At 72.8% G+C, this 18717-nt stretch carries 18 protein-coding genes; 13 read left to right on the top strand and 5 right to left on the bottom strand.

The annotated features are described in order from the left end of the window. Window positions 1–23 precede the first annotated feature (23 nt). The 3 genes from ACFPL3_RS38005 to ACFPL3_RS37995 are packed head-to-tail and all read left to right on the top strand — an operon-like array spanning window position 24 to window position 2888. Window positions 24–1355: an MFS transporter gene (locus tag ACFPL3_RS38005; RefSeq protein ID WP_343944842.1), complete on the top strand. Its 1332-nt coding sequence runs from the start codon at window positions 24–26 to the stop codon at window positions 1353–1355. A 28-nt stretch (window positions 1356–1383) separates the two neighbouring features. Then, window positions 1384–1797: a RidA family protein gene (locus tag ACFPL3_RS38000; protein ID WP_343944841.1), complete on the top strand. Its 414-nt coding sequence runs from the start codon at window positions 1384–1386 to the stop codon at window positions 1795–1797. Continuing rightward, complete coding sequence (locus ACFPL3_RS37995; RefSeq protein ID WP_379590651.1) at window positions 1794–2888, top strand: aminotransferase class V-fold PLP-dependent enzyme; 1095 nt, start codon at window positions 1794–1796, stop codon at window positions 2886–2888. Before ACFPL3_RS38000 ends, ACFPL3_RS37995 begins: the two co-directional genes overlap by 4 nt. Window positions 2889–3416: 528 nt before the next feature. Here the strand turns inward: ACFPL3_RS37995 and ACFPL3_RS37990 are convergent. Together ACFPL3_RS37990 and ACFPL3_RS37985 are read right to left on the bottom strand one after the other, a co-directional pair. Further along, the gene (locus ACFPL3_RS37990) at window positions 3417–4385 is read right to left on the bottom strand and encodes a DNA polymerase domain-containing protein (RefSeq protein ID WP_343947219.1); all 969 of its coding nucleotides are present in this window, start codon (window positions 4383–4385) and stop codon (window positions 3417–3419) included. Between the two features lie 4 nt (window positions 4386–4389). After that, on the bottom strand, window positions 4390–4689 hold the full coding sequence (locus ACFPL3_RS37985) for a DUF2631 domain-containing protein (protein ID WP_379590620.1): 300 nt from the start codon (window positions 4687–4689) through the stop codon (window positions 4390–4392). A 36-nt stretch (window positions 4690–4725) separates the two neighbouring features. Here ACFPL3_RS37985 and dxr point away from each other — a divergent pair, with 36 nt between their 5' ends. Together dxr and ACFPL3_RS37975 are read left to right on the top strand one after the other, a co-directional pair. Then, the gene (dxr, locus tag ACFPL3_RS37980) at window positions 4726–5898 is read left to right on the top strand and encodes a 1-deoxy-D-xylulose-5-phosphate reductoisomerase (RefSeq protein ID WP_343947221.1); all 1173 of its coding nucleotides are present in this window, start codon (window positions 4726–4728) and stop codon (window positions 5896–5898) included. Further along, window positions 5895–7190, top strand: coding sequence for a M50 family metallopeptidase (locus tag ACFPL3_RS37975; protein ID WP_343947222.1), 1296 nt, complete (start codon window positions 5895–5897; stop codon window positions 7188–7190). Before dxr ends, ACFPL3_RS37975 begins: the two co-directional genes overlap by 4 nt. Before the next feature lie 15 nt (window positions 7191–7205). On the opposite strand, the gene ACFPL3_RS37970 is transcribed toward ACFPL3_RS37975, so the two are convergent. The 3 genes from ACFPL3_RS37970 to ACFPL3_RS37960 are packed head-to-tail and all read right to left on the bottom strand — an operon-like array spanning window position 7206 to window position 9727. Continuing rightward, window positions 7206–7907 carry a Clp protease N-terminal domain-containing protein gene (locus tag ACFPL3_RS37970; protein ID WP_343947223.1) on the bottom strand — a complete coding sequence of 234 codons (702 nt, stop codon included), beginning with the start codon at window positions 7905–7907 and terminating at the stop codon, window positions 7206–7208. A 39-nt stretch (window positions 7908–7946) separates the two neighbouring features. Beyond that, window positions 7947–8693 (bottom strand): maleate cis-trans isomerase family protein, encoded by a 747-nt coding sequence (locus ACFPL3_RS37965; protein WP_343947224.1) that lies wholly within the window; start codon window positions 8691–8693, stop codon window positions 7947–7949. Between the two features lie 2 nt (window positions 8694–8695). After that, window positions 8696–9727 carry a 2,5-dihydroxypyridine 5,6-dioxygenase NicX family protein gene (locus ACFPL3_RS37960; RefSeq protein ID WP_343947225.1) on the bottom strand — a complete coding sequence of 344 codons (1032 nt, stop codon included), beginning with the start codon at window positions 9725–9727 and terminating at the stop codon, window positions 8696–8698. Window positions 9728–9834: 107 nt separating this feature from the next. Between ACFPL3_RS37960 and ACFPL3_RS37955 the strand changes: the two genes are divergently transcribed. The 8 genes from ACFPL3_RS37955 to ACFPL3_RS37920 all read left to right on the top strand — a co-directional run bounded on the left by ACFPL3_RS37955 (window position 9835) and on the right by ACFPL3_RS37920 (window position 18288). Continuing rightward, complete coding sequence (locus ACFPL3_RS37955; protein WP_343947226.1) at window positions 9835–10329, top strand: MarR family winged helix-turn-helix transcriptional regulator; 495 nt, start codon at window positions 9835–9837, stop codon at window positions 10327–10329. 159 nt (window positions 10330–10488) lie between these two features. Continuing rightward, window positions 10489–11757, top strand: coding sequence for an FAD-dependent monooxygenase (locus ACFPL3_RS37950; RefSeq protein WP_343947227.1), 1269 nt, complete (start codon window positions 10489–10491; stop codon window positions 11755–11757). Between the two features lie 27 nt (window positions 11758–11784). Next, entirely contained in the window at window positions 11785–13170 is a 1386-nt protein-coding gene (locus ACFPL3_RS37945) for an MFS transporter (protein WP_343947228.1), read from the top strand. Then, on the top strand, window positions 13167–14009 hold the full coding sequence (locus ACFPL3_RS37940; protein WP_343947229.1) for an FAD binding domain-containing protein: 843 nt from the start codon (window positions 13167–13169) through the stop codon (window positions 14007–14009). The genes ACFPL3_RS37945 and ACFPL3_RS37940 overlap by 4 nt, the downstream gene beginning before the upstream one ends. Beyond that, window positions 14006–16366: a xanthine dehydrogenase family protein molybdopterin-binding subunit gene (locus ACFPL3_RS37935; RefSeq protein ID WP_343947230.1), complete on the top strand. Its 2361-nt coding sequence runs from the start codon at window positions 14006–14008 to the stop codon at window positions 16364–16366. The genes ACFPL3_RS37940 and ACFPL3_RS37935 overlap by 4 nt, the downstream gene beginning before the upstream one ends. Beyond that, window positions 16359–16841 carry a (2Fe-2S)-binding protein gene (locus ACFPL3_RS37930; protein ID WP_343947231.1) on the top strand — a complete coding sequence of 161 codons (483 nt, stop codon included), beginning with the start codon at window positions 16359–16361 and terminating at the stop codon, window positions 16839–16841. The genes ACFPL3_RS37935 and ACFPL3_RS37930 overlap by 8 nt, the downstream gene beginning before the upstream one ends. Then, the gene (locus ACFPL3_RS37925) at window positions 16838–17464 is read left to right on the top strand and encodes an isochorismatase family protein (RefSeq protein WP_343947232.1); all 627 of its coding nucleotides are present in this window, start codon (window positions 16838–16840) and stop codon (window positions 17462–17464) included. The genes ACFPL3_RS37930 and ACFPL3_RS37925 overlap by 4 nt, the downstream gene beginning before the upstream one ends. Next, on the top strand, window positions 17461–18288 hold the full coding sequence (locus ACFPL3_RS37920; RefSeq protein ID WP_343947233.1) for an alpha/beta fold hydrolase: 828 nt from the start codon (window positions 17461–17463) through the stop codon (window positions 18286–18288). Before ACFPL3_RS37925 ends, ACFPL3_RS37920 begins: the two co-directional genes overlap by 4 nt. Window positions 18289–18717 lie beyond the last annotated feature (429 nt).

Here is an 18717-nt window from a genome sequence, read left to right as displayed (position 1 = left end):
CCCACCTCCTCCCTGGAGCACACATGCACAACCCCGTGATCCCCGCATCCCCGGACACCGCGCCCGGCCTCTCGGCCGGTCAGCTGCGCACCGTCGTCGCGGCGTGCATCGGCAACTTCCTCGAGTGGTACGAGTTCGTCCTCTACGGCTACTTCGCGGCCGTCTTCGCCACGCTGTTCTTCCCGCAGGAGGACCGCAGCGTCGGGCTGCTGACCGCGTTCCTGGTGTTCGGGATCAGCTTCGTGATCCGCCCCCTCGGTGGCCTGTTCTTCGGCTACGTCGGTGACCGGTTCGGGCGCAAGGCGGCGCTGTCGGCGATCATCCTGATGATCTCGTTCGCCACCGCCCTGATGGGCCTCGTGCCGCCCTACGCCGCGATCGGCGTCGCGGCCCCGATCCTGATCTTCCTGCTCCGCCTGGTGCAGGGGGTGTCCGCGGGCGGCGAGTGGATGGGTGCGGTCGCCTACATCGTCGAGACCTCGCCCGCGCGGCGCCGGGCCTGGTACGGCAGCTTCCAGACGATCACGATCGTGCTCGGGATGCTCGTCGCGGCCCTGGTGTCGCTGCTGGTCACGTCCGGGCTGGACGAGGAGCAGCTGCTGGCCTGGGGCTGGCGCGTCCCGTTCCTGGTGGCGCTCCCGCTCGGCCTCATCGGTCTCTACATGCGGATGAAGCTGGCCGAGCCGGAGGAGTTCGTGCAGGCGTCCGAGGACGGCGGCGCGCGTTCCCCGCTGCTCGTGGTGCTGCGCCACCACTGGCGCTCCGTGCTGCTCGTCGCCGGCCTCGTGTGCTCCCCGACCATGTGCACGTACGTGCTGCTCGTGTGGGGCCCGACGTTCTTCGTCACGGAGCTCGGCTACGCCGACGGCGCGGCACGCACCATCGGCCTGGTCGGGATGCTCGTCCTGATCGTGCTCGTCCCGCTGCTCGCGCGCTCGTGCGACCGGTTCGGCCGCAGGCCCTTCGTGCTGTACGGGGCGCTCGCAGTGGCCGTCACCGCGCCGATCGGGTTCCTGCTGCTGCACACCGGCAGCGCGGCCGCCGGGGTGCTCGGCATCGCGCTGATACTGCTGGGCGACGCGATGATGCTCGCCGCCCAGCCTGCCCTGTTCGCCGAGCTGTTCCCCACCGCGCAGCGCTACAGCGGCCTGGCGATCGGCTACAACCTGGGGGTCGTGCTGTTCGGCGGCCTCGGCCCGATGGTGGCGCAGGCGCTGGTGGCGTGGAGCGGATCGTCGTGGTCGCCGGCCTGGTACCTGATGGGCGGGGCCGTGATCTCGCTGGTCGCCGCGTACCTCACGCCCGAGACGCTCGGCGTGCGGCTGCGCTCCGGGGCGGTGGCCGAGGGTGCCTGAGCGACCGGCGACGGAGGGACAGGAGCACATGACGGTGCGGAAGTGGAACCCGGACGGGATGGCGGCGCCGGTCGGGGCGTACAGCCACGTGAGCGTGCCACCGGAGGGCGCCCGGCTCGTGTTCGTGTCCGGGCAGGTCGGGGCGGCGCCGGACGGCACGATCGTCGCGGGGTGCGCCGCCCAGACCACGCAGACGTTCGCCAACCTCGAGCGCGTCCTCGACGAGCTCGGCGCCACCCCCGCCCACGTCGTGAAGCTGTTCACGATGCTGGTGGGGGAGGGCGCGTTCGCCGAGTTCGCCGCAGCGCGCACCGCGGTGTTCGACCGCTGGTACCCCGACGGGCGCTTCCCCGCGCACTCGGCGGCGATCGTCGCCGGCCTCGCCACGCCGGAGATCCTGGTGGAGATCGAGGCGGTCGTGGCGGTGAGCGGGTGGGCATGACGCCGGCCGGCTTCCGTGCCCGGTTCCCGGCGCTGGAGCGCCGGCACTGGCTGGACACGCCCGGCGCGCCACCCGGGGAGCACTCGGTGCTCGCCGCGATCCGCGCCGAGCTGGACGCGCTGGAGCGGGGCGAGTCGGACTGGGAGGAGCTCGACCGCGTGCCCGACCGGGCCCGCGTCGGGTTCGCGGACCTGCTCGGTGTGGCGACCGCGGACGTCGCGGTGCTCGGCTCGCTGGCGGAGGCCGCGGCCACCGTCGCGCGGCACCGCCCGCCCGGCACGGCGCTGCTGGCCGCCGACGAGTTCCAGAGCGTGCTGTTCCCGTTCCTCGCCGAACGCTCGCCCGAGCGGCCGGTCACGCTGGCCAGGGCGCGCCCGGGGCAGTCCCGGGGTGAGGCGCTGCTCGCCGCGATCACCCCGGACGTCCGGCTCGTCGCGGTGAGCGAGACGACCACGCTGGACGGCGAGCGGATGCCGATCCGGGCACTGCGCGAGCGGGCCGACGAGGTGGGCGCCGAGCTGCTGGTCAACGTCACCCAGAGCCTGGGTGTGCTCGACCCCGCGCTCGCCACGCACCGCCCCGACTACCTGGCCGTCCACGGCTACAAGTGGCTGCTCGCCCCGCGCGGGGCCGCGTGGCTCCACGCCGCGCCGACCGCGGGCGCGCGGCTGCGCTCGATCGCGCCCGGGTGGAAGACGCCCGCCGAGCCGGGCTCCCGCGTCGGCGGGCGGCCGGCGACCGACGGCCCGCTCGCGCGCAGCGACACCGGCCGCGCCTGGCTGCCGTGGGTGGGGGCGGAGGCCGCGCTGCGCGTCGTCGCCGCCCTCCACCCGCCGACCGTCGAGGCGCACTGCCTGCGGCTGGCCGAGGGGTTCGAGGCCGGGGCCGTGGAACGGGGCGCGGTGCCGGTCCGCGATGGCCCCGGTTCGCACATCCGGGTCGTGCGCGTGTCCGACCCGACCGCGGTGGCCGCCGCCCTGGCCGCCCACGGCGTCCGGGCGGGGATCACCGGCGATCGCCTCCGCATCGGCGTGCACTACTTCAACGACGAGTCGGACATCGAGGCCGCCCTGGCGGCGCTGCGCCCCTGACGGCCTCGCACACCGGTCGTGGTGCCGGCACATCGGTTGCAGTCGGTGTGTGGGTACGGATGTCGGTGTGTGAGCGCTGGAGGGGTTCGCCGAAGCGGCCTCGCACACCGGTCGTGGGGACGACACATCGGTTGCAGTCGGTGTGTCGGTGTGAGTGGTGGTGTGTGAGCGGCCCGGGGACCGCTCACGCCGGTGGTCTCCGAGGCGCGGTGTGGTGCGGGGCTTCCCGCGCGGGGCTGCGGACCGAGATGGTCCTCGCACACCGGTCGTGGTGCCGGCACACCGGTTGCAGTCGGTGTGTGAGCGCGAGTGGTGGTGTGCGAGCCCCAGGGCACTGCGTCGTGGGCCCTCCGCGGCCGGGATGGCGCTCGCACATCGGTTGTGGTGCTCGCACAGCGGTGGTGTGTGAGCGGCGGGTCGGATTGCTCCCCGGCGTCGCACACCGGTCGTGGGGTCGACACATCGGTTGCAGTCGGTGTGTGAGCCCCAGTGGTGATGTGTGAGCGTCCGAGGGCCAGGGGCGCGGCCTCAGGCGTCGAGGTCCTGGGCGTCGTCGTCGCCGGGGGGTTCCTCGCCGTCGCGGGCGTCGCGGTCGGCCCACTCGAGGAGCTCGTCGATGAGGAAGACGGCGTCGTCGATGCCTTCGTGCAGGTCGCCGAGCTCCGCGTACCGGGCCGGGACGGTGGCGATGGTGAAGTCGCGCGGCTCGGCGTCGTCGATCTCTTCCCAGCGGATCGGGGTGGAGACCACGGCCTCGGGCACGCCGTTCACCGAGTAGGCGCAGCGGATGGTGTGGTCGCGGGTGTTCTGGTTGTAGTCGACGAAGATCGACTTCGGGTCGCGGTCCTTGCGCCACCAGGTGAGATCGACGATGTCGCACCGGCGGGCGACCTCGCGGGCGAAGGCGTGGGCGGCTCGCCGGACGTCGGCGAATCCGTGGTCGGGGGCGATCCGCACGTAGATGTGCATGCCCTTGCCGCCGGAGGTCTTGGGCCAGCCGGTGGCGCCGAGCTCGTCGAGCACCTCGTGGGCCACGTGGGCGACGCGCCGGACGTCGGCGTAGGTGGCCTCGGGCATCGGGTCGAGGTCGATGCGCCACTCGTCGGGCTTCTCGGTGTCGGCGCGCCGGGAGTTCCAGGGGTGGAACTCGACGGTGGACATCTGCACCGCCCAGATCACGTCGGCGGGGTGCTGCACGCAGAGCTCGTCGGCGGTGCGGTTCCAGCGGGGGAAGTGGATGCGGACGGTCTGCACCCAGTCGGGTGCGCCCTTGGGCAGCCGCTTCTGGTGGACCTTCTCCCCGGTGACGCCGGTGGGGAAGCGGTGCAGCATGCAGGGGCGGTCCCGCAGGGCGCGCACGACGCCGTCGGAGACGGAGAGGTAGTACTGCGCCAGGTCGAGCTTGGTCTCCCCGCGGGCCGGGAAGTACACCCGGTCGGGGTTGGAGATCCGGACGACGCGGTCGCCGACCTCCAGCTCGACGGCGGGGGCCGCCACGGCCTCAGCGCCGCCAGGACGTGCGCTGGCGCACCGAGTGCAGCACGAGCCCGATCGCCAGGACGATGGCGAGGCCGGTGAGCCAGACGTTGGCGGTGTTGTTGGTGAGGTTGTTGTTCGTGAAGTTCATGAGCAGCAGGATCACGACGACGACCCATCCGGCGATGACGCTGCCGCGGGGGAACCCGCCGTGCCAGCCCCACTCGGCCGAGGGCTCGTCCGCCGGGTCGACCGCGGGCCGCCGCGCCAGATCACGGGTGTTGCTTGCCACCGAATTCCTCCTGAACAGGGTTGTGGACCTCATCGTCGCACAACGCGGCGACGGGGATGATGGACGGTGATGACCACTCGTTCCGTCCTCGTGCTGGGTGCCACGGGCTCCATCGGCACGCAGGCCCTCGACGTCGTCGCCGCACACCCCGACCGGTTCACGGTGGCGGGGCTCGCGGCGGGCGGCCGTGACACCGACCTGCTGGTGCGCCAGGTGCGGGAGCACCGGGTGCCCCGGCTCGCCGTGGCGGGCGCCGACACCGCCGCCGAGCTGCGCGAGCGCCTGCCCGGCACCGAGGTGCTGACCGGGCCGGAGGCCGCCACCGAGCTCACGGCCACGGCGGGCGCCGACATCGTGCTCAACGGGATCACCGGTTCGGTGGGGCTCGGCCCCACCCTGGCGGCGCTCGCGTCGGGCGCCACCCTCGCGCTCGCCAACAAGGAGTCGCTGGTGGCGGGGGGTGCGCTCGTCACGGGCGCGGCGGCGCCGGGCCAGATCGTGCCGGTCGACTCCGAGCACTCGGCGCTGGCGCAGTGCCTGCGCGGGGGCCGGGCCGAGGAGGTCGACCGGCTGGTGCTCACCGCGTCCGGTGGGCCGTTCCGGGGCAGGCGACGCGCCGACCTCGCCGCCGTCACGGTGGCGGAGGCGCTGGCGCACCCGACGTGGGTGATGGGGCCGGTCGTCACCATCAACTCGGCCACGCTGATCAACAAGGGGCTCGAGCTCATCGAGGCCCACCTGCTCTTCGACGTGCCCTACGAGCGGATCGACGTGGTGGTGCACCCGCAGTCGATCGTGCACTCGATGGTGACGTTCACCGACGGGTCGACGCTCGCCCAGGCCAGCCCGCCGGACATGAAGCTCCCGATCGCGCTGGCGCTCGGCTGGCCCGACCGGCTCGCGGACGCGGCCGCGCCGTGCCGCTGGGACACCGCGCAGAGCTGGACGTTCGAGCCGCTCGACGACGACGCGCTGCCCGGGGTGCGGCTGGCGCGGGCGGCGGGCACGGCGGGCGGGTGCGTGCCCGCGGTGCTGAACGCCGCGAACGAGGAGGCCGTGGCGGCGTTCGTGGCAGGTGGGCTGCCGTTCGTGGGCATCTTCGACGTGCTGGAGCGCGTGCTCGACGCCGCCGACGGCTGGACCGGCGACCCCGCTACCGTTGGTGACGTGCTGGCGGCGGAGGAGTGGGCGCGGGCACGTGCCGGGGAGCTCGCCGCGTCGAGGAGGGCGCCACTCTCATGATGTTCGTTCTGGGGATCCTGGTGCTCTTCGCCGGGATCATGTTCTCGGTGGCCTGGCACGAGCTGGGCCACTACCTCGCGGCGCGGAAGTTCGGCATCAAGGTGCCGGAGTTCTTCGTGGGGTTCGGCCGCACGCTGTGGTCGCGCAAGGTCGGCGAGACCGAGTTCGGGGTCAAGATGATCCCGCTCGGCGGCTACGTCCGCATGATCGGCATGCTGCCGCCCGCCAAGGGCGGCACGCTGGGGCGCAGCCGCCGCACCGGCCCGTTCCAGGGGCTCATCGACGACGCCCGGCAGCAGTCGGCCATGGACGTCATGCCCGAGGACGCGCACCGGCAGTTCTACACGCGCGCGCCCTGGAAGCGGATCATCGTGATGGCGGCGGGGCCGGTCCAGAACCTGATCCTCGCCGTCGTGCTGTTCGCGATCGCGATCATGGGGATCGGGGTGCCGACGAGCAGCACCACGATCGGCACGGTCAGCGAGTGCGTCCTGCCTGCCACGGCGCCGCAGACCGATTCCTGCCCCGCGGACGCCCCGCCGAGCCCGGCCGCCGCGGCGGGCCTGCGGCCGGGCGACAAGATCGTCGCGTTCAACGGCGCGCCGGTCGTCGAGAACGACTGGCGCGCGCTGCAGGAGGCGATTCGCGTCGCGTCCGGCACCGTGACGATCACGGTGGAGCGCGGCGGCGAGCGGCTGGATCTCACCCCGACGCTGATCCGCACCGAGGCGCAAGACCTCGACGACCCGGATCGTGTCGTGCAGGTGAGCTTCCTCGGTGTCACGCCGGTGCCCACGATCGCGCGGCAGGGCCCGGTGGCCGTGGCGGTGGCGGTCGGTGACGTCGTGCTCCGCACCGGGCAGGCGATCCTCAACCTGCCCGAGCGGCTGCCGAACCTGTTCGGTTCGGCGTTCCTCGGCGCCGAGCGCGATCAGGACGGGCCGGTCGGCATCGTCGGGGTGTCCCGCATCGGGGGCGAGTTCCTGGCGAACGAGGACTTCACCGCCACGCAGCAGGTGCTGTTCCTGCTCAACCTGCTGGCGCTGGTGAACATCTCGCTGTTCCTGTTCAACCTGCTGCCGCTGCCCCCGCTCGACGGCGGGCAGATCTTCCCCGCGCTGTGGGAGGCGGTGAAGAAGCGCATCGCGCGGCTGCGGGGCAAGCCCGACCCCGGACCGGTGGACGCGGCCAAGCTGCTCCCGGTGGCCTACGTGGTGGCGCTGCTGTTCATCGGGTGGAGCGCGATCCTGCTTGTCGCCGACGTGGTCAACCCGATCCAGCTGCCCTTCTGAGCAGCGCCCGCGGGGCTACGGCGAGGCCGTGCCCGCGCGTGCCGAGCGTTCCCACTCCTCGGCGTGGGCACGCTGGGCGGCCACGGTGGTGACCGCGTGCGGCTCGGCCGGGTCGAGGATGTCGACGACCTCCTGGAGCCGGCCGGGCTCGTCGGTGTGCAGCACGAAGGCGGTGAGCCCGGAGGCCATCTCGCGCTGCATGGCGCTCGGGTAGACGTCCGAGCGGGCGCCCTGCACCGCGACGAGCCAGCCCGCGGGCTCGATCCGTTCGCGGATGCGGGTCAGCGCCTCGAACAGGTCGGGCGCGTCGACCAGGACCGATTCGCCCGACCAGTCCAGCATCATGCGGAACCGCTCGCCCGGTCCGCTCGCGGGCCGCAGCGCCCAGTGGGTCACCGCGTGCTCCCGCTCGGCACCGCGGACGAGCAGCACGGGTGTGCTCTCGGACCGGGCGTCGTCGTCGGAGCGGGGGTGCGTCGCGCGGTGGTAGCCCTCGGACGCGAGCGCCCGCTCCATCGCCTTGCGCAGGTCGGGCAGGTCGACGTACTTCTGCAGCACTTCCGTGGCCACCGACCGCCCGGCGTCGAGGATGGCGAGCATCAGGTGCTCGACCCCGAGGTGGTCGTGCCCGTGGGTTCTGGCCTGTTCCTCGGCGTGCCGGAGCACGGCGCGATAGCGGGGCGTCGGTCGCAGCGGTGCGGGCTCGTCGTTCGGCACGGCCCCAATGGTGGTCCGGATCGCCGCTTCCCGCATCGCTCATGCGGCGAGCAGTCGCCCCGCGTCCGGCACGCGCGGCTGCAGGCCCAGCCGCGTGAGGATCTGGTGCGTCGTCGCGGTGGCCGCCGAGAGCACCGGGATGCCGGCCTCTGCCTCGACCGCCGCGATCGACTCCAGCGACGGCATCTGCACGCACGCCGACAGCACGAGCGCGTCGGCGCGCGCCAGGTCAAGCTTGCGCCAGTGCTCGCGCAGGTCGGCCGGGTCGAGCCGGGCGACGGCGAGGTTGTCGGGCACCTCGAGCGACAGCGCGTCGACCACCTCGACGCCCGTGGCCTCGATGTACTGCACCACGAGCTCGGTGAGCGGCTTCATGTACGGCGTGACGATGGCGACGCGGCGCGCGCCGAGCGCCTCGATCCCGGACAGCAGGGCCCCGGCGCTCGACACGACAGGGGCGTCCGAGCCCTCGGCGCGCAGGGCCGCCGTGATCGTGTCCTCGGCGGTGCAGTGGTAGCCGGGGCCCTGGGCCATGATCGCGACGAGGCAGGCGGTGGCCAGCACGTCGGGCCGGGCGTCCGCCAGCTCGGTGGCCGCGCGCTCGGCCTGGGCGTTCATGGCGCGCAGCTGTTCCGGGGTGACGTGCTGCATGCGGGCCCGCGCCGAGTGGAAGACGAACCGGTCCTCGGGGAACTCGCGCTCGCGCGCGGCGAGCATCCGCGGCAGCTCGGTCTCCATGGTGAGGTTCGAGCTCGGGACGATCATGCCGATGTGGTGCGTGCCCATGTTCAGCGCTTACCCGCCGGGCGCATCTCGGGCACGGTCAGCTCGCCGGCGTCGACGATCAGCTCGTCGTCGAGGTAGAGCGAGTTGCCGCGCATCGGGATGTCGAAGTGGCAGGGGGTGTCGTTGGGGCCGCCGAGCTCGTTGTTGGGGCCGATGGAGAACATGACGTTGCCGTAGAAGCTGCGCAGCTCCATGCCCATGCCGCCGCCGAACTGGGTGAGGCCGTGCCAGTGGGCTCGCTCGTCGAGGCCCCAGCCGACGTGGCTCATGCCGTAGCCGCGCGGGTCGTCGAAGCTCTTGATGTACGACGAGAGCAGCTCGGCGTCCAGTCCGCCGCGGATGTCGCGGATGAAGCCCTGCTCGATGGTGATCTCGACGGGGGTCTGCACGTAGGTGTTGAACGGCAGCAGCACGTCGCCGGGGGAGAGGACGATCTTTCCGTCGACGCCGTCGTCGGCGCCGCCGGTGAACACGAACGCGGCGGGCCAGTGGTCCCAGCGCCCGGGCTGGTCGGTGTAGCCGTACTCGCTGATCGTCGGGTAGACGCCGAGCCGGTAGGTGACGTCGGTGCCGTGCGGGCTCGTGATGCGCATGGTCTGGGCCTTGGCCAGCAGCTCGGCGCCGATCTCGACGCGCTCGCGCAGTTCCTTGGTCGGCATGAGGCGGGCGAGCAGCGGGGCGGGCTCCACGGCGGTGAGGATGCGGGTGCCCGCGCCCTGGATCTCGAACTGCTCCTTGCTGAACAGCAGGAACGTGCAGTCGACGAGCATGTCGGCGCGCCCCAGCGCCTCGACGGCGAGCGGGTTGGCCGCCAGGCCGGAGTCGCCGACGGCCCACGCGCCAGAGGCGGACGCGGGCGAGGGCAGCCGCAGGTGGAAGGTCGCCGCCCCGAGCTTCTGGGCCGCCCACATGAACGCGTTCGCGTATTCGCCGCGCTCGTCACCGCGGGTCAGGACGGCGACGGTCTCGCCCTCGTGCACCCCGGACAGGGTCAGCTGCTGCAGGCAGATCTCGTTGAACAGGTTCTGGTCCACAGGGTCCTCCGGAGATAGTCCGAACGCTGACGATCCCTCTATCGGGGTGCCCGGTCAAGGGGTGTCGTGTTTCGAGTGCGTGACCGGCGGCGTGCTTAGCTGGGGTCGTGAGTACCGGGGGACGCGCGGGACGTGCGGGAATCGAGTCCTCGAAGGGGCTGCCGCCACCTGAGGAGCTGCTCGCGGCGCCCGGCTACGTGGCGCGGCGGATGCACCAGGCGTACACGGCGGCGTGGGTCCGGCTCGTCGATCCGGTGCTGACGGGGCCCCAGTTCGCCGTGCTGACGGCCGTGAACGCCTATCCCGGGGTCGAGCAGGGGTCGCTCGGGTCGTCCGTGGCGCTCGACCGGTCGACGATGGCGAGCATCGTGCGCAGGCTCGAGGACCGCGGCCTGATCGTGCGCGAACGGCCGGCCGAGGACGGCCGCAAGCGCCTGCTGCACCTCACGCCGGAGGGGGAGGCCACGCTCCGCGAGACCGATCGACGGGCCCGTGACCTGGACAAACTCCTGATGCAGGGCTACGACCGCGCGGAGCAGGTGGCGCTGCTGCGCCGCCTCACGGCGCTCACCGAGCACTGGGAGAGCCTCGTCGACGACTGAGGTGGTCGCCGGCGTTTCCGCGGGTTTCTGACGCGTTACAGCTCGCCGAACCCCTTGCGCTCATGGGATCGTCAGTGTTCGGATTATCTCCGCCGGGTGGCCCAGAGCACAGAGTGCGGCCCCAGGCGAACTGTCCACTGTGGATCTAGGAGGGCACCAGTGCCGGCCAGCCAGTCGTTCGCCGTCACCATCGCCGGTGGCGGTCTCGGTGGTCTCACCACCGCTCTCGCGCTGCGTCGACGCGGGCTCCGCACCACGGTGCTGGAGCAGGCCCCGGAGCTCGGCGAGGTCGGCGCCGGCATCCAGACCGCCCCCAACGCCAGCCGGATCCTGCTCGGCCTGGGGCTGCGTCGGCAGCTCGAGGCCATCCACACCGAGCCGCAGGACCAGGTGCGGCGCCGCTGGAAGGACGGCAGCATCATCGCCACGCTGCCGCTCGGCGAACGCGTCAAGCGGGAGTTCGGCGCGCCGTACTGGCACTACCACCGCGCCGACCTGCACCAGGTGCTGCTCGACGCCTGCCTGGACCCGGACGGGCCGGGCCCGGTGGTGCAGGTGCACACCGGCGCCCAGGTGGTCGACATCGACCTCGCCGACCCCGAGGTACCCACGGCGCTCACCACCGACGGCCGCCGGTTCCCCGGCGACGTGCTCGTCGGGGCCGACGGCGTCCGCTCCGCGGTGCGCGACGCGATGGGCCTGCCCGACACGCTCGCCTTCTCCGGGGAGATGGCCTACCGCGCCCTCATCCCCGGCGACAAGATCGCTGCCGACCCGGCCACCCGGTTCCTGCTCGACCGCTACCACTCCACCATCTGGTACGGCCCCGACCGCCACCTCGTGCACTACTGCATCCGCGGCGGCGAGTACCTGAACGTGGTCGCGATCGTGCCCAACACGCTCGACGTCGACCGCACCTGGAGCGGCCCGGCCACCGCCGACGAGATGGTCGACGCCTTCTCCGAGTGGGACGACCGGGTCGGGGCCATGCTGTCCAAGGCCGAGGGCGACGCGTCGAAGTGGGCGATGTTCCGCCGCAGGCGCGACCCGGTGTGGGTCGACGGCCACGTCGCGCTGCTCGGCGACGCGTGCCACGCGATGCTGCCGTACCAGGCGCAGGGTGCGTCCCAGGCGATGGAGGATGCTGCGGTGCTGGCCGAGGAGCTGGGTGGAGTCACCCGCGAGGGCATCGCGGGTGCGTTGGTGCGCTACGTGTCCCGCCGGGCCACGCACGCCGGCATGGTGCAGGACGCGTCGCTGGCCAACATGCGCTTCTACCACCTGCCCGACGGCCCCGAGCAGGAGCGGCGCGACCAGGCGCTGCGTGATTTCCAGGGCGAGTCCGACGTGTCCTACGACTGGCTCTGGCGCGGTACCCCGTTGAACAACCCGGACCTCGAGTCGTTCTCCTACCCGTTCGTGCGCTGATCCCTCCCCTCCAGAACGGAGCCCACCATGCGTAGCGGCGATCAGGTCGTGCAAGACCTCCCCTGGAGATGGGGGGTGCAGGGAAAGATCTTCATCATCGGCGGGCTCGGATACATGTTCGATGCCTGGGACGTCGCGCTCAACGGCTTCCTCACCCCGCTGCTCGGCACCGAGTTCGGCCTCTCCACCGGCCAGCGCGGACTCGTGGCCACGGCCAACCTCGTCGGCATGGCCGTGGGTGCCGTGGCGTGGGGCACGGTGGCCGACCGCGTGGGCCGCAAGCGCGCCTTCAGCATCACGTTGCTGATCTTCGCGCTGTTCTCGGTGCTGGGCGCGCTGTCGCCGAGCTGGGAGATCTTCCTGGTGCTGCGGTTCCTCGCAGGCGTCGGCCTGGGTGGCTGCATCCCGGTCGACTACGCGCTCGTCAGCGAGTTCTCCCCGCGCAAGCAGCGTGGCCGGGTGCTCGCCGCGATGGACGGCTGGTGGCCGGTCGGCACCACGCTCGCCGGTCTCTCGGCCACGCTGCTGGTGCCGGTGTCGGGCAACTGGCGCTGGATGCTCGCGCTCATGGTGCTGCCCGCACTGCTGCTGTTCTGGGTGCGCCGCGGGATCCCCGAGTCGCCGCTCTACCTCGCCCGCACCGGGCGTGAGGCCGAGGCCCGCGCCGTGATCGACGACCTCGTCATGCGCACGGGCGCCACCCTCGAGCCGTACGAGATCACGGCCGCGGCACCGCCCGCCCGCCGGCGTCGCGGGGTCGCCGCCGGGCTGGAGCAGCTGCGGCTCGTGTGGGCGTTCAACCCGCGGATCACGTCGGCGGCCTGGGCCCTGTTCATCTCCGTGATGCTCGTGTACTACGCCGCGCTGTCGTGGATGCCCTCGATCCTGCGGGCGCAAGGCATGGACCAGGTCGCCGCGTTCGCCGGCACCACGATCATGAACGCGGTCGGCATCCTCGGCGTGGTCACCGCCGTGCTGCTCGTGGAGGTCGTGGGCCGCAAGTGGGTGATCGGGGTGTCCGGGCCCGCCGCCGCGGTGGCGCTCGTGGTGTTCGCGCTGGTCCTCGACGTGCCGGCGGCGGCGATCGGCATGATCGCGGTGTTCGGCTTCCTGTCGCTCACCGTGATCCCGGTGATGTACGCCTACGTGTCCGAGCTCTACCCCACGCCGCTGCGCGCCAGTGGGTTCGGCTGGGCGTCGTCGTCGAGCCGGGCCGTCACCGGGTTCGCGCCGCTGCTGTTCGGCAGCGTCCTGTGGCCGGTGCTCGGCCTGCCGCTGACGTTCACCGTGCTCGGCGTGCTCGTGTTCGCCGCCGTGCTCTGGATGGCGGTGGCGGCGCCGGAGACGCGGGGGCGCGAGCTCGACCACATCACCGGTGACGAGGAGCCGCTCATGGAGAAGCTGACCACGTGAAGCCCGCGCAGTTCAGCTACCACCGCGCCCGCAGCATCGCGGGCGCGGTGGGGCTGCTCACCGAGCTGGGGGACGAGGCGAAGGTCATCGCAGGCGGGCAGAGCCTGGTGGCGATGATGAACTTCCGCCTCGCCCGGCCGGAGCACCTGATCGACATCAGCCGGATCCCCGGCCTGGACGCCATCGCCCGCGACGGCGACGGCCTGCGGATCGGCGCGCTGGCCACCCACCACGCCGTCGAGACCGCCGACCTCGGGCCCGGGTTCCGGCTGCTCTCCGACGCGATGCGCTGGGTGGGGCACCTGCCGATCCGCACGCGCGGCACGGTGGGGGGCAGCCTCGCGCACGCCGACGCCACCGCCGAGTGGTGCCTGCTCGCGGTGCTGCTCGACGCGCGGATCGTGGTGGAGGGCCCGGCGGGGCGACGCACCGTGGAGGCCGGGGACTTCTTCCAGGGCGTGTTCACCACCGCGCTGGAGCCCGACGAGCTGATCGTCGAGGTGCTGTTCCCGCGCCCGGCGCCCCGGGCGGTGCTGACGGAGTTCGCGGAGCGCCGCGGCGACTTCGCGATCGTCGCGGCCGCTGTCGACCTGGACGCGCCCCGCGTCGTGCTCGGTGGCGTCGCCCCGGTCCCGCTGCGTGTCCCCGAGGCGGAAGCCGTCCTCACCCAGGCCGTGAGTGGAAACGAGGGCTATAGCACTCGTATCCACTCACGGGTGGGGGCAGCTGCGGCGGAGGCCATCGACGTCCGCGACGAGCCGGGGGTGAGCGCGCACTACCGGCGCGGCCTCGTCCGCACGCTCGTCGCCCGAGCCTGCGAGGAGGCGGCCACCCGATGAGCGAACCCCGGTTCCGCCGCGACGGCGCCTGGATCGGCGCCTCCGTCCCGCGGCGTGAGGACCCCCGGCTGGTGGCCGGGCGCGGCCGGTTCGTCGACGACATCGCCCTGCCCGGGATGCTGCACGCCCAGTTCGTGCGCAGCAGCGTGGCCCACGGCCGGATCGTCGCGGTCGACCTCGACGAGGTGCGCGCGGTGCCCGGTGTGGTCGCGGCGTTCTCTGCGGCCGACCTCGGCCTCGGCGACATCACCGCGTTGCTCGACCGGCCTCCGCACGAGTTCGTGCCCACCGCGATGCCGGTGCTGGCCCGCGACACCGTCCGCTTCGTCGGCGAGCCGGTCGCGATCGTGATCGCCCGCGACCCCTACGCCGCCGAGGACGGGGTGGAGGCCGCGCTCGTCGAGTACGAGGAGCTCCCGCCGGTGGTCAGCGACACCGCCGCGCTCGCCGACGACGCCCCGCTCGTGCACGCCGAGGCCCCGCGCAACACGCTCGTCGACGTCTCGCTCTTCGCCACCGAGGGCATCGACGACGTCTTCGCCGAGGCGCCCTGCGTCGTGCGGGTGCAGACCAAGACCGGCAGGCAGAACGCGCTCCCGCTGGAGACCCGCGGCGTCGTGGCGCACTGGGACGACCGCGACGAGCAGCTGCTCGTGCAGACCAACACGCAGATCCCGCACCAGGTGCGCACCGTGCTCGCCGGCTGCGCCGGACTGGCCGAGAAGCAGGTGCGCGTGACCGTGCCCGACATGGGCGGCGGGTTCGGGCAGAAGTGCGTGGTGGGGCGCGAGGAGATCGCCGCGTCGGCCGCCGCGCTGCGGCTGCGCCGCCCGGTGAAATGGATCGAGGACCGCCGCGACGCCCTCACCGCGGCCTTCCTCGCCCGGGAGCAGCGCTACGACGTGCGCGCCGCGTTCGACGCCGAGGGCCACATCCTCGGCCTGGACGCCGACGTGGTCTGCGACATGGGCGCCTACTCCTGCTACCCGTTCACGGCCGGGATCGAGCCGCTGATGGCCTCGGCGGAGATGCCGTCGGTGTACCGGGTGCCCGCCTACCGGGTGCGCGGCCGCGCCGTCACCACGAACAAGGCGCCCACCGGGCCGTACCGCGGGGTGAGCCGCCCGCAGTACGTGATGGTCATGGAGCGGCTGATGGAGCGCGCCGCCCGGGAGCTGGGCGTCGACCCGGTGGAGATCCGCCGCCGCAACCTGATCACGGTGTTCCCGTACACCGGCGTCAACGGCATCACCTACGACCCCGGCTCCTACCGCGAGTCGCTGGACCTGTGCGAGCAGGTGCTGCGCGACGAGGGCTGGTACGACGTGCGCGACTCGGACCGGGTGATCGGCATCGGCTACTCCTGCTTCTCCGAGCGCACCGGCTACGGCTCCGGCGCCTTCGCGCAGCGCAAGATGCAGGTGGTGCCGGGGTTCGACATCTCGGAGATCCGGATGGACGTCTCGGGCACCGTGTCCGTGACCACCGGCACGATGAGCCACGGCCAGAGCCACGAGACCACGATGGCCCAGATCGTGGCCGACCGGCTCGGCCTCGACCTCGCGCAGGTCAAGATCGTGCAGGGCGACACCGACCGGATCACCTACGGGTGGGGCTCGTTCGCCAGCCGCTCGATCACGATCGGCGGCAGCGCGGTGGCGGCCGCGTCGGAGAAGCTCGGCGACCAGTTGCGGGAGATCGCGGCGCACCTGCTCGACGCCGACGTCGATTCCGTCGAGCTGGACGGCGCGGGTGGCGTGCGGCTGCGGGACGACCCCGAGCGGCGGCTCTCGTTCGCCGAGCTCGCCGACGTCGCCTACCTGCGGGCCCACCTGCTCCCCAAGGGCGTCGGGCCGGGCCTCACCGCCACCGCGAGCTTCGACGTGGCAGGCGACGGCACGTTCTCCAACGCCACCCACGGCGTGGTGGTGGAGCTGGACCCGGGCACCGGTGGCGTCGAGATCCTGCGGTACGTGTGCGTGGAGGACTGCGGGGTGGCGATCCACCCGCAGATCGTCGAGGGGCAGTGCCGCGGCGGCATCGCACAGGGGATCGCCGGTGCGCTGTTCGAGCAGATCACCTACGACGCTGCCGGGCAGCCGCTCGCCCCGAGCCTGATGGAGTACAAGGTGCCGACCGCCGCCGAGATCCCCGACGTCGCCATCCACCACCTCGAGACCCCGTGCGCGTTCACCGCCAACGGCGCCAAGGGGGCGGGGGAGGGCGGCACGATCGGCGCTCCCGCCGCGGTGCTGGGCGCCGTGAACGACGCCCTGCGCGACACCGGCGTGGAGCTGGACGACACCCCGATCGCCCGGGAGGCCGTCTTCCGGGCGCTGGAGGCACACCGTGGCTGAGATCCAGCTGGTCGAGCTCACCGTCAACGGCGAGCGGCACGACCTCGCCGTGGAGCCCCGCCGCACGCTCGTGGACGTGCTGCGCCACGACCTCGGCCTCACCGGCACCCACGTGGGGTGCGAGCACGGGATCTGCGGAGCGTGCACCGTGCTCGTGGACGGGGCGCCGGTGCGGGCGTGCCTGGTGTTCGCCGCGCAGGTGGAGGACGCCGACATCCGCACCGTCGAGTCCCTGGAGGCACCCGATGGCACCCCGTCGGACCTGCAGCAGGAGTTCTCCGCCCACCACGGGCTGCAGTGCGGGTTCTGCACGCCCGGCTTCCTGATGCTCGCGCAGGGTTTCCTCGCCGAGCGACCCGATGCGACGAAGGAGGAGATCCGCGAGGTGGTGGCGTCCAACCTGTGCCGGTGCACGGGCTACCAGACGATCGTCGAGGCCGTGGACGCCTGCGCGGCCCGCCGGAGGAACGCATGATCGACGCGGTGTACGAGCGGGCCGGGTTCGGCGCGTCGGTGCGGCGGGGGGAGCGGCCCGCGATCGTCGTGGTCGACCTGACCCATGGCTTCACCGATCCGGAGGCGCCGACCGGCGCCGACCTCTCGGACGTGGTGGCCGCGACGGCGCAGCTGATCGAGTGCGCGCGCCCGGCAGGCGTACCGGTGGTGTTCACGACGATCGCCTACACCCCGGCCGAGGCCGAGGGCGACGCCGTCACCTGGCTGACCAAGGCGCCCGGCATGCGGGCGCTGCGCGAGGGCAGTCGCGCCGTGGCCGTCGACGACCGGTTGCCGGTCGGCCCCGGCGACCACCTGATCACCAAGAAGGGCGCGTCGGCGTTCTTCGGCACGGGCCTCGCCGGGCTGCTCGCCGGCCTGCGGGTGGACACCGTGCTGGTGTGCGGGGCCACCACCAGCGGCTGCGTGCGGGCCACGGCCGTCGACGCCGTGCAGAGCGGGTTCCCGGTGCTCGTGCCGCGCCAGTGCGTGGGCGACCGCGCCAAGGACCCCCACGAGGCGAACCTGTTCGACATCCAGGCCAAGTACGGCGACGTGATCGAGCTGGCCGACGCACTCGGCTACCTGGAGGAGATCCGATGAGGGCCGTGCTGCAGTCCGCGCTGGCGGACCTCGCCGACGTGCCCGCCACCTCACGCTGGGTGCGCGCGGGCGACCTGCGGTTGCACGTCCTCGACTACGGCGGCCCCGGCGTGCCGCTCGTCGTGCTGCCCGGGATCACCAGCCCGGCGATCACCATGGACTTCGTGGCGCGGGAGGTCACCGACCTCGTCCGCCCGATCGTCCTGGACGTCCGCGGCCGCGGGCTCTCCGACGCGGGCAAGTCCTACACGCTCGACGACTACGCCGACGACACCGTGGCCGTGCTCGACGGCCTCGGCCTGGACCGACCGCTGCTGCTCGGCCACTCGATGGGCGCGCGGATCGTCGCGGTGGTCGCGGCCCGCGGGGTGCCGTTGCGCGGCACCGTGCTCGTCGACCCGCCGATGAGCGGGCCCGGGCGCGGGCCCTACCCGACCACGCTCGAGGCGTTCCTCGGGCAGCTGGAGCAGGCGCAGCGGGGCACCGACGCCGACGAGGTGGCCCGGTCCTGGCCGCGCTGGCCGCGCCGCGAGCAGGAGCTGCGGGCCCGGTGGCTGTCCAGCTGCGACCGCGAGGCGGTCGCCGCCACCCACGCCGGCTTCGAGGGCGAGGACTTCTTCGACACCTGGCCGCGGGTGCCCGCCCCCACCGTGCTCGTGCACGGCGGCGACAGCCCGGTGGTCACGTCCGCGGGCGCTGCGGAGGCGGCCGCGGCGAACCCGGCGGCGCAGCTCGTCGAGGTCCCCGGGGCGGGGCACATGGTGTTCTGGGACGAGCCTGCCCCGGCGCTGGAGGCGCTGCGGAAGGTCCTCGCGGGGTTCTGATCGTTGTTCGGGCGCGTTTTCCGACGCCAGGTGTCGGGGAATGCGCCAGTCTGGTGATCATGGGGTGTCGGCGGCGTACACGGGGGCGTGCCCTTCCTGCGCGTAGCTCATGCTCCTGGGATGAGCCTGCGCCCGCGTTGGAGGCGTTGCGCCGGGCGCTGTCAGGTGCTGATCGCCAGTCGGGCGCGTTTTCCGACGCCGGGTGACCCTGCTGGCTAATTCGGCGGCGAGTGTTGTGCTGGTGGGGCTTGGCGTGTCGGTGTCGGTGTGGCGGGTTTTGGCTTCATGATCATCTGACGGCGGGCCCCTATCCCTGTCCCGGCCGTGGGATGGTGTGTGTGATGTCGGTGCAGCCGACGCCGTGGCCGGAGCCGGCGCCGGAGATCGTGGCGGCGGTGCGGGCGATGTATGCGCGGCGGGAGCCGCCGT

The sequence above is a fragment of the Pseudonocardia zijingensis genome (assembly GCF_042657305.1).
In the GTDB taxonomy this organism is placed as follows: domain Bacteria; phylum Actinomycetota; class Actinomycetes; order Mycobacteriales; family Pseudonocardiaceae; genus Pseudonocardia; species Pseudonocardia zijingensis.
The sequence above is the reverse complement of the archived record's forward strand: the minus strand, read 5'-3'. Positions and strand labels throughout refer to the sequence as shown.

What these genes read in the sequence shown, in the direction of transcription:
- ACFPL3_RS37965 (WP_343947224.1), bottom strand. Translation starts at nt 8,693, where the DNA reads ATGGGCACGCACCACATCGGCATGATCGTCCCGAGCTCGAACCTCACC.
- ACFPL3_RS37995 (WP_379590651.1), top strand. Translation starts at nt 1,794, where the DNA reads ATGACGCCGGCCGGCTTCCGTGCCCGGTTCCCGGCGCTGGAGCGCCGG.
- ACFPL3_RS37935 (WP_343947230.1), top strand. Translation starts at nt 14,006, where the DNA reads ATGAGCGAACCCCGGTTCCGCCGCGACGGCGCCTGGATCGGCGCCTCC.
- ACFPL3_RS37925 (WP_343947232.1), top strand. Translation starts at nt 16,838, where the DNA reads ATGATCGACGCGGTGTACGAGCGGGCCGGGTTCGGCGCGTCGGTGCGG.
- ACFPL3_RS37920 (WP_343947233.1), top strand. Translation starts at nt 17,461, where the DNA reads ATGAGGGCCGTGCTGCAGTCCGCGCTGGCGGACCTCGCCGACGTGCCC.
- dxr (WP_343947221.1), top strand. Translation starts at nt 4,726, where the DNA reads ATGACCACTCGTTCCGTCCTCGTGCTGGGTGCCACGGGCTCCATCGGC.
- ACFPL3_RS37985 (WP_379590620.1), bottom strand. Translation starts at nt 4,689, where the DNA reads ATGAGGTCCACAACCCTGTTCAGGAGGAATTCGGTGGCAAGCAACACC.
- ACFPL3_RS38000 (WP_343944841.1), top strand. Translation starts at nt 1,384, where the DNA reads ATGACGGTGCGGAAGTGGAACCCGGACGGGATGGCGGCGCCGGTCGGG.
- ACFPL3_RS38005 (WP_343944842.1), top strand. Translation starts at nt 24, where the DNA reads ATGCACAACCCCGTGATCCCCGCATCCCCGGACACCGCGCCCGGCCTC.
- ACFPL3_RS37945 (WP_343947228.1), top strand. Translation starts at nt 11,785, where the DNA reads ATGCGTAGCGGCGATCAGGTCGTGCAAGACCTCCCCTGGAGATGGGGG.
- ACFPL3_RS37975 (WP_343947222.1), top strand. Translation starts at nt 5,895, where the DNA reads ATGATGTTCGTTCTGGGGATCCTGGTGCTCTTCGCCGGGATCATGTTC.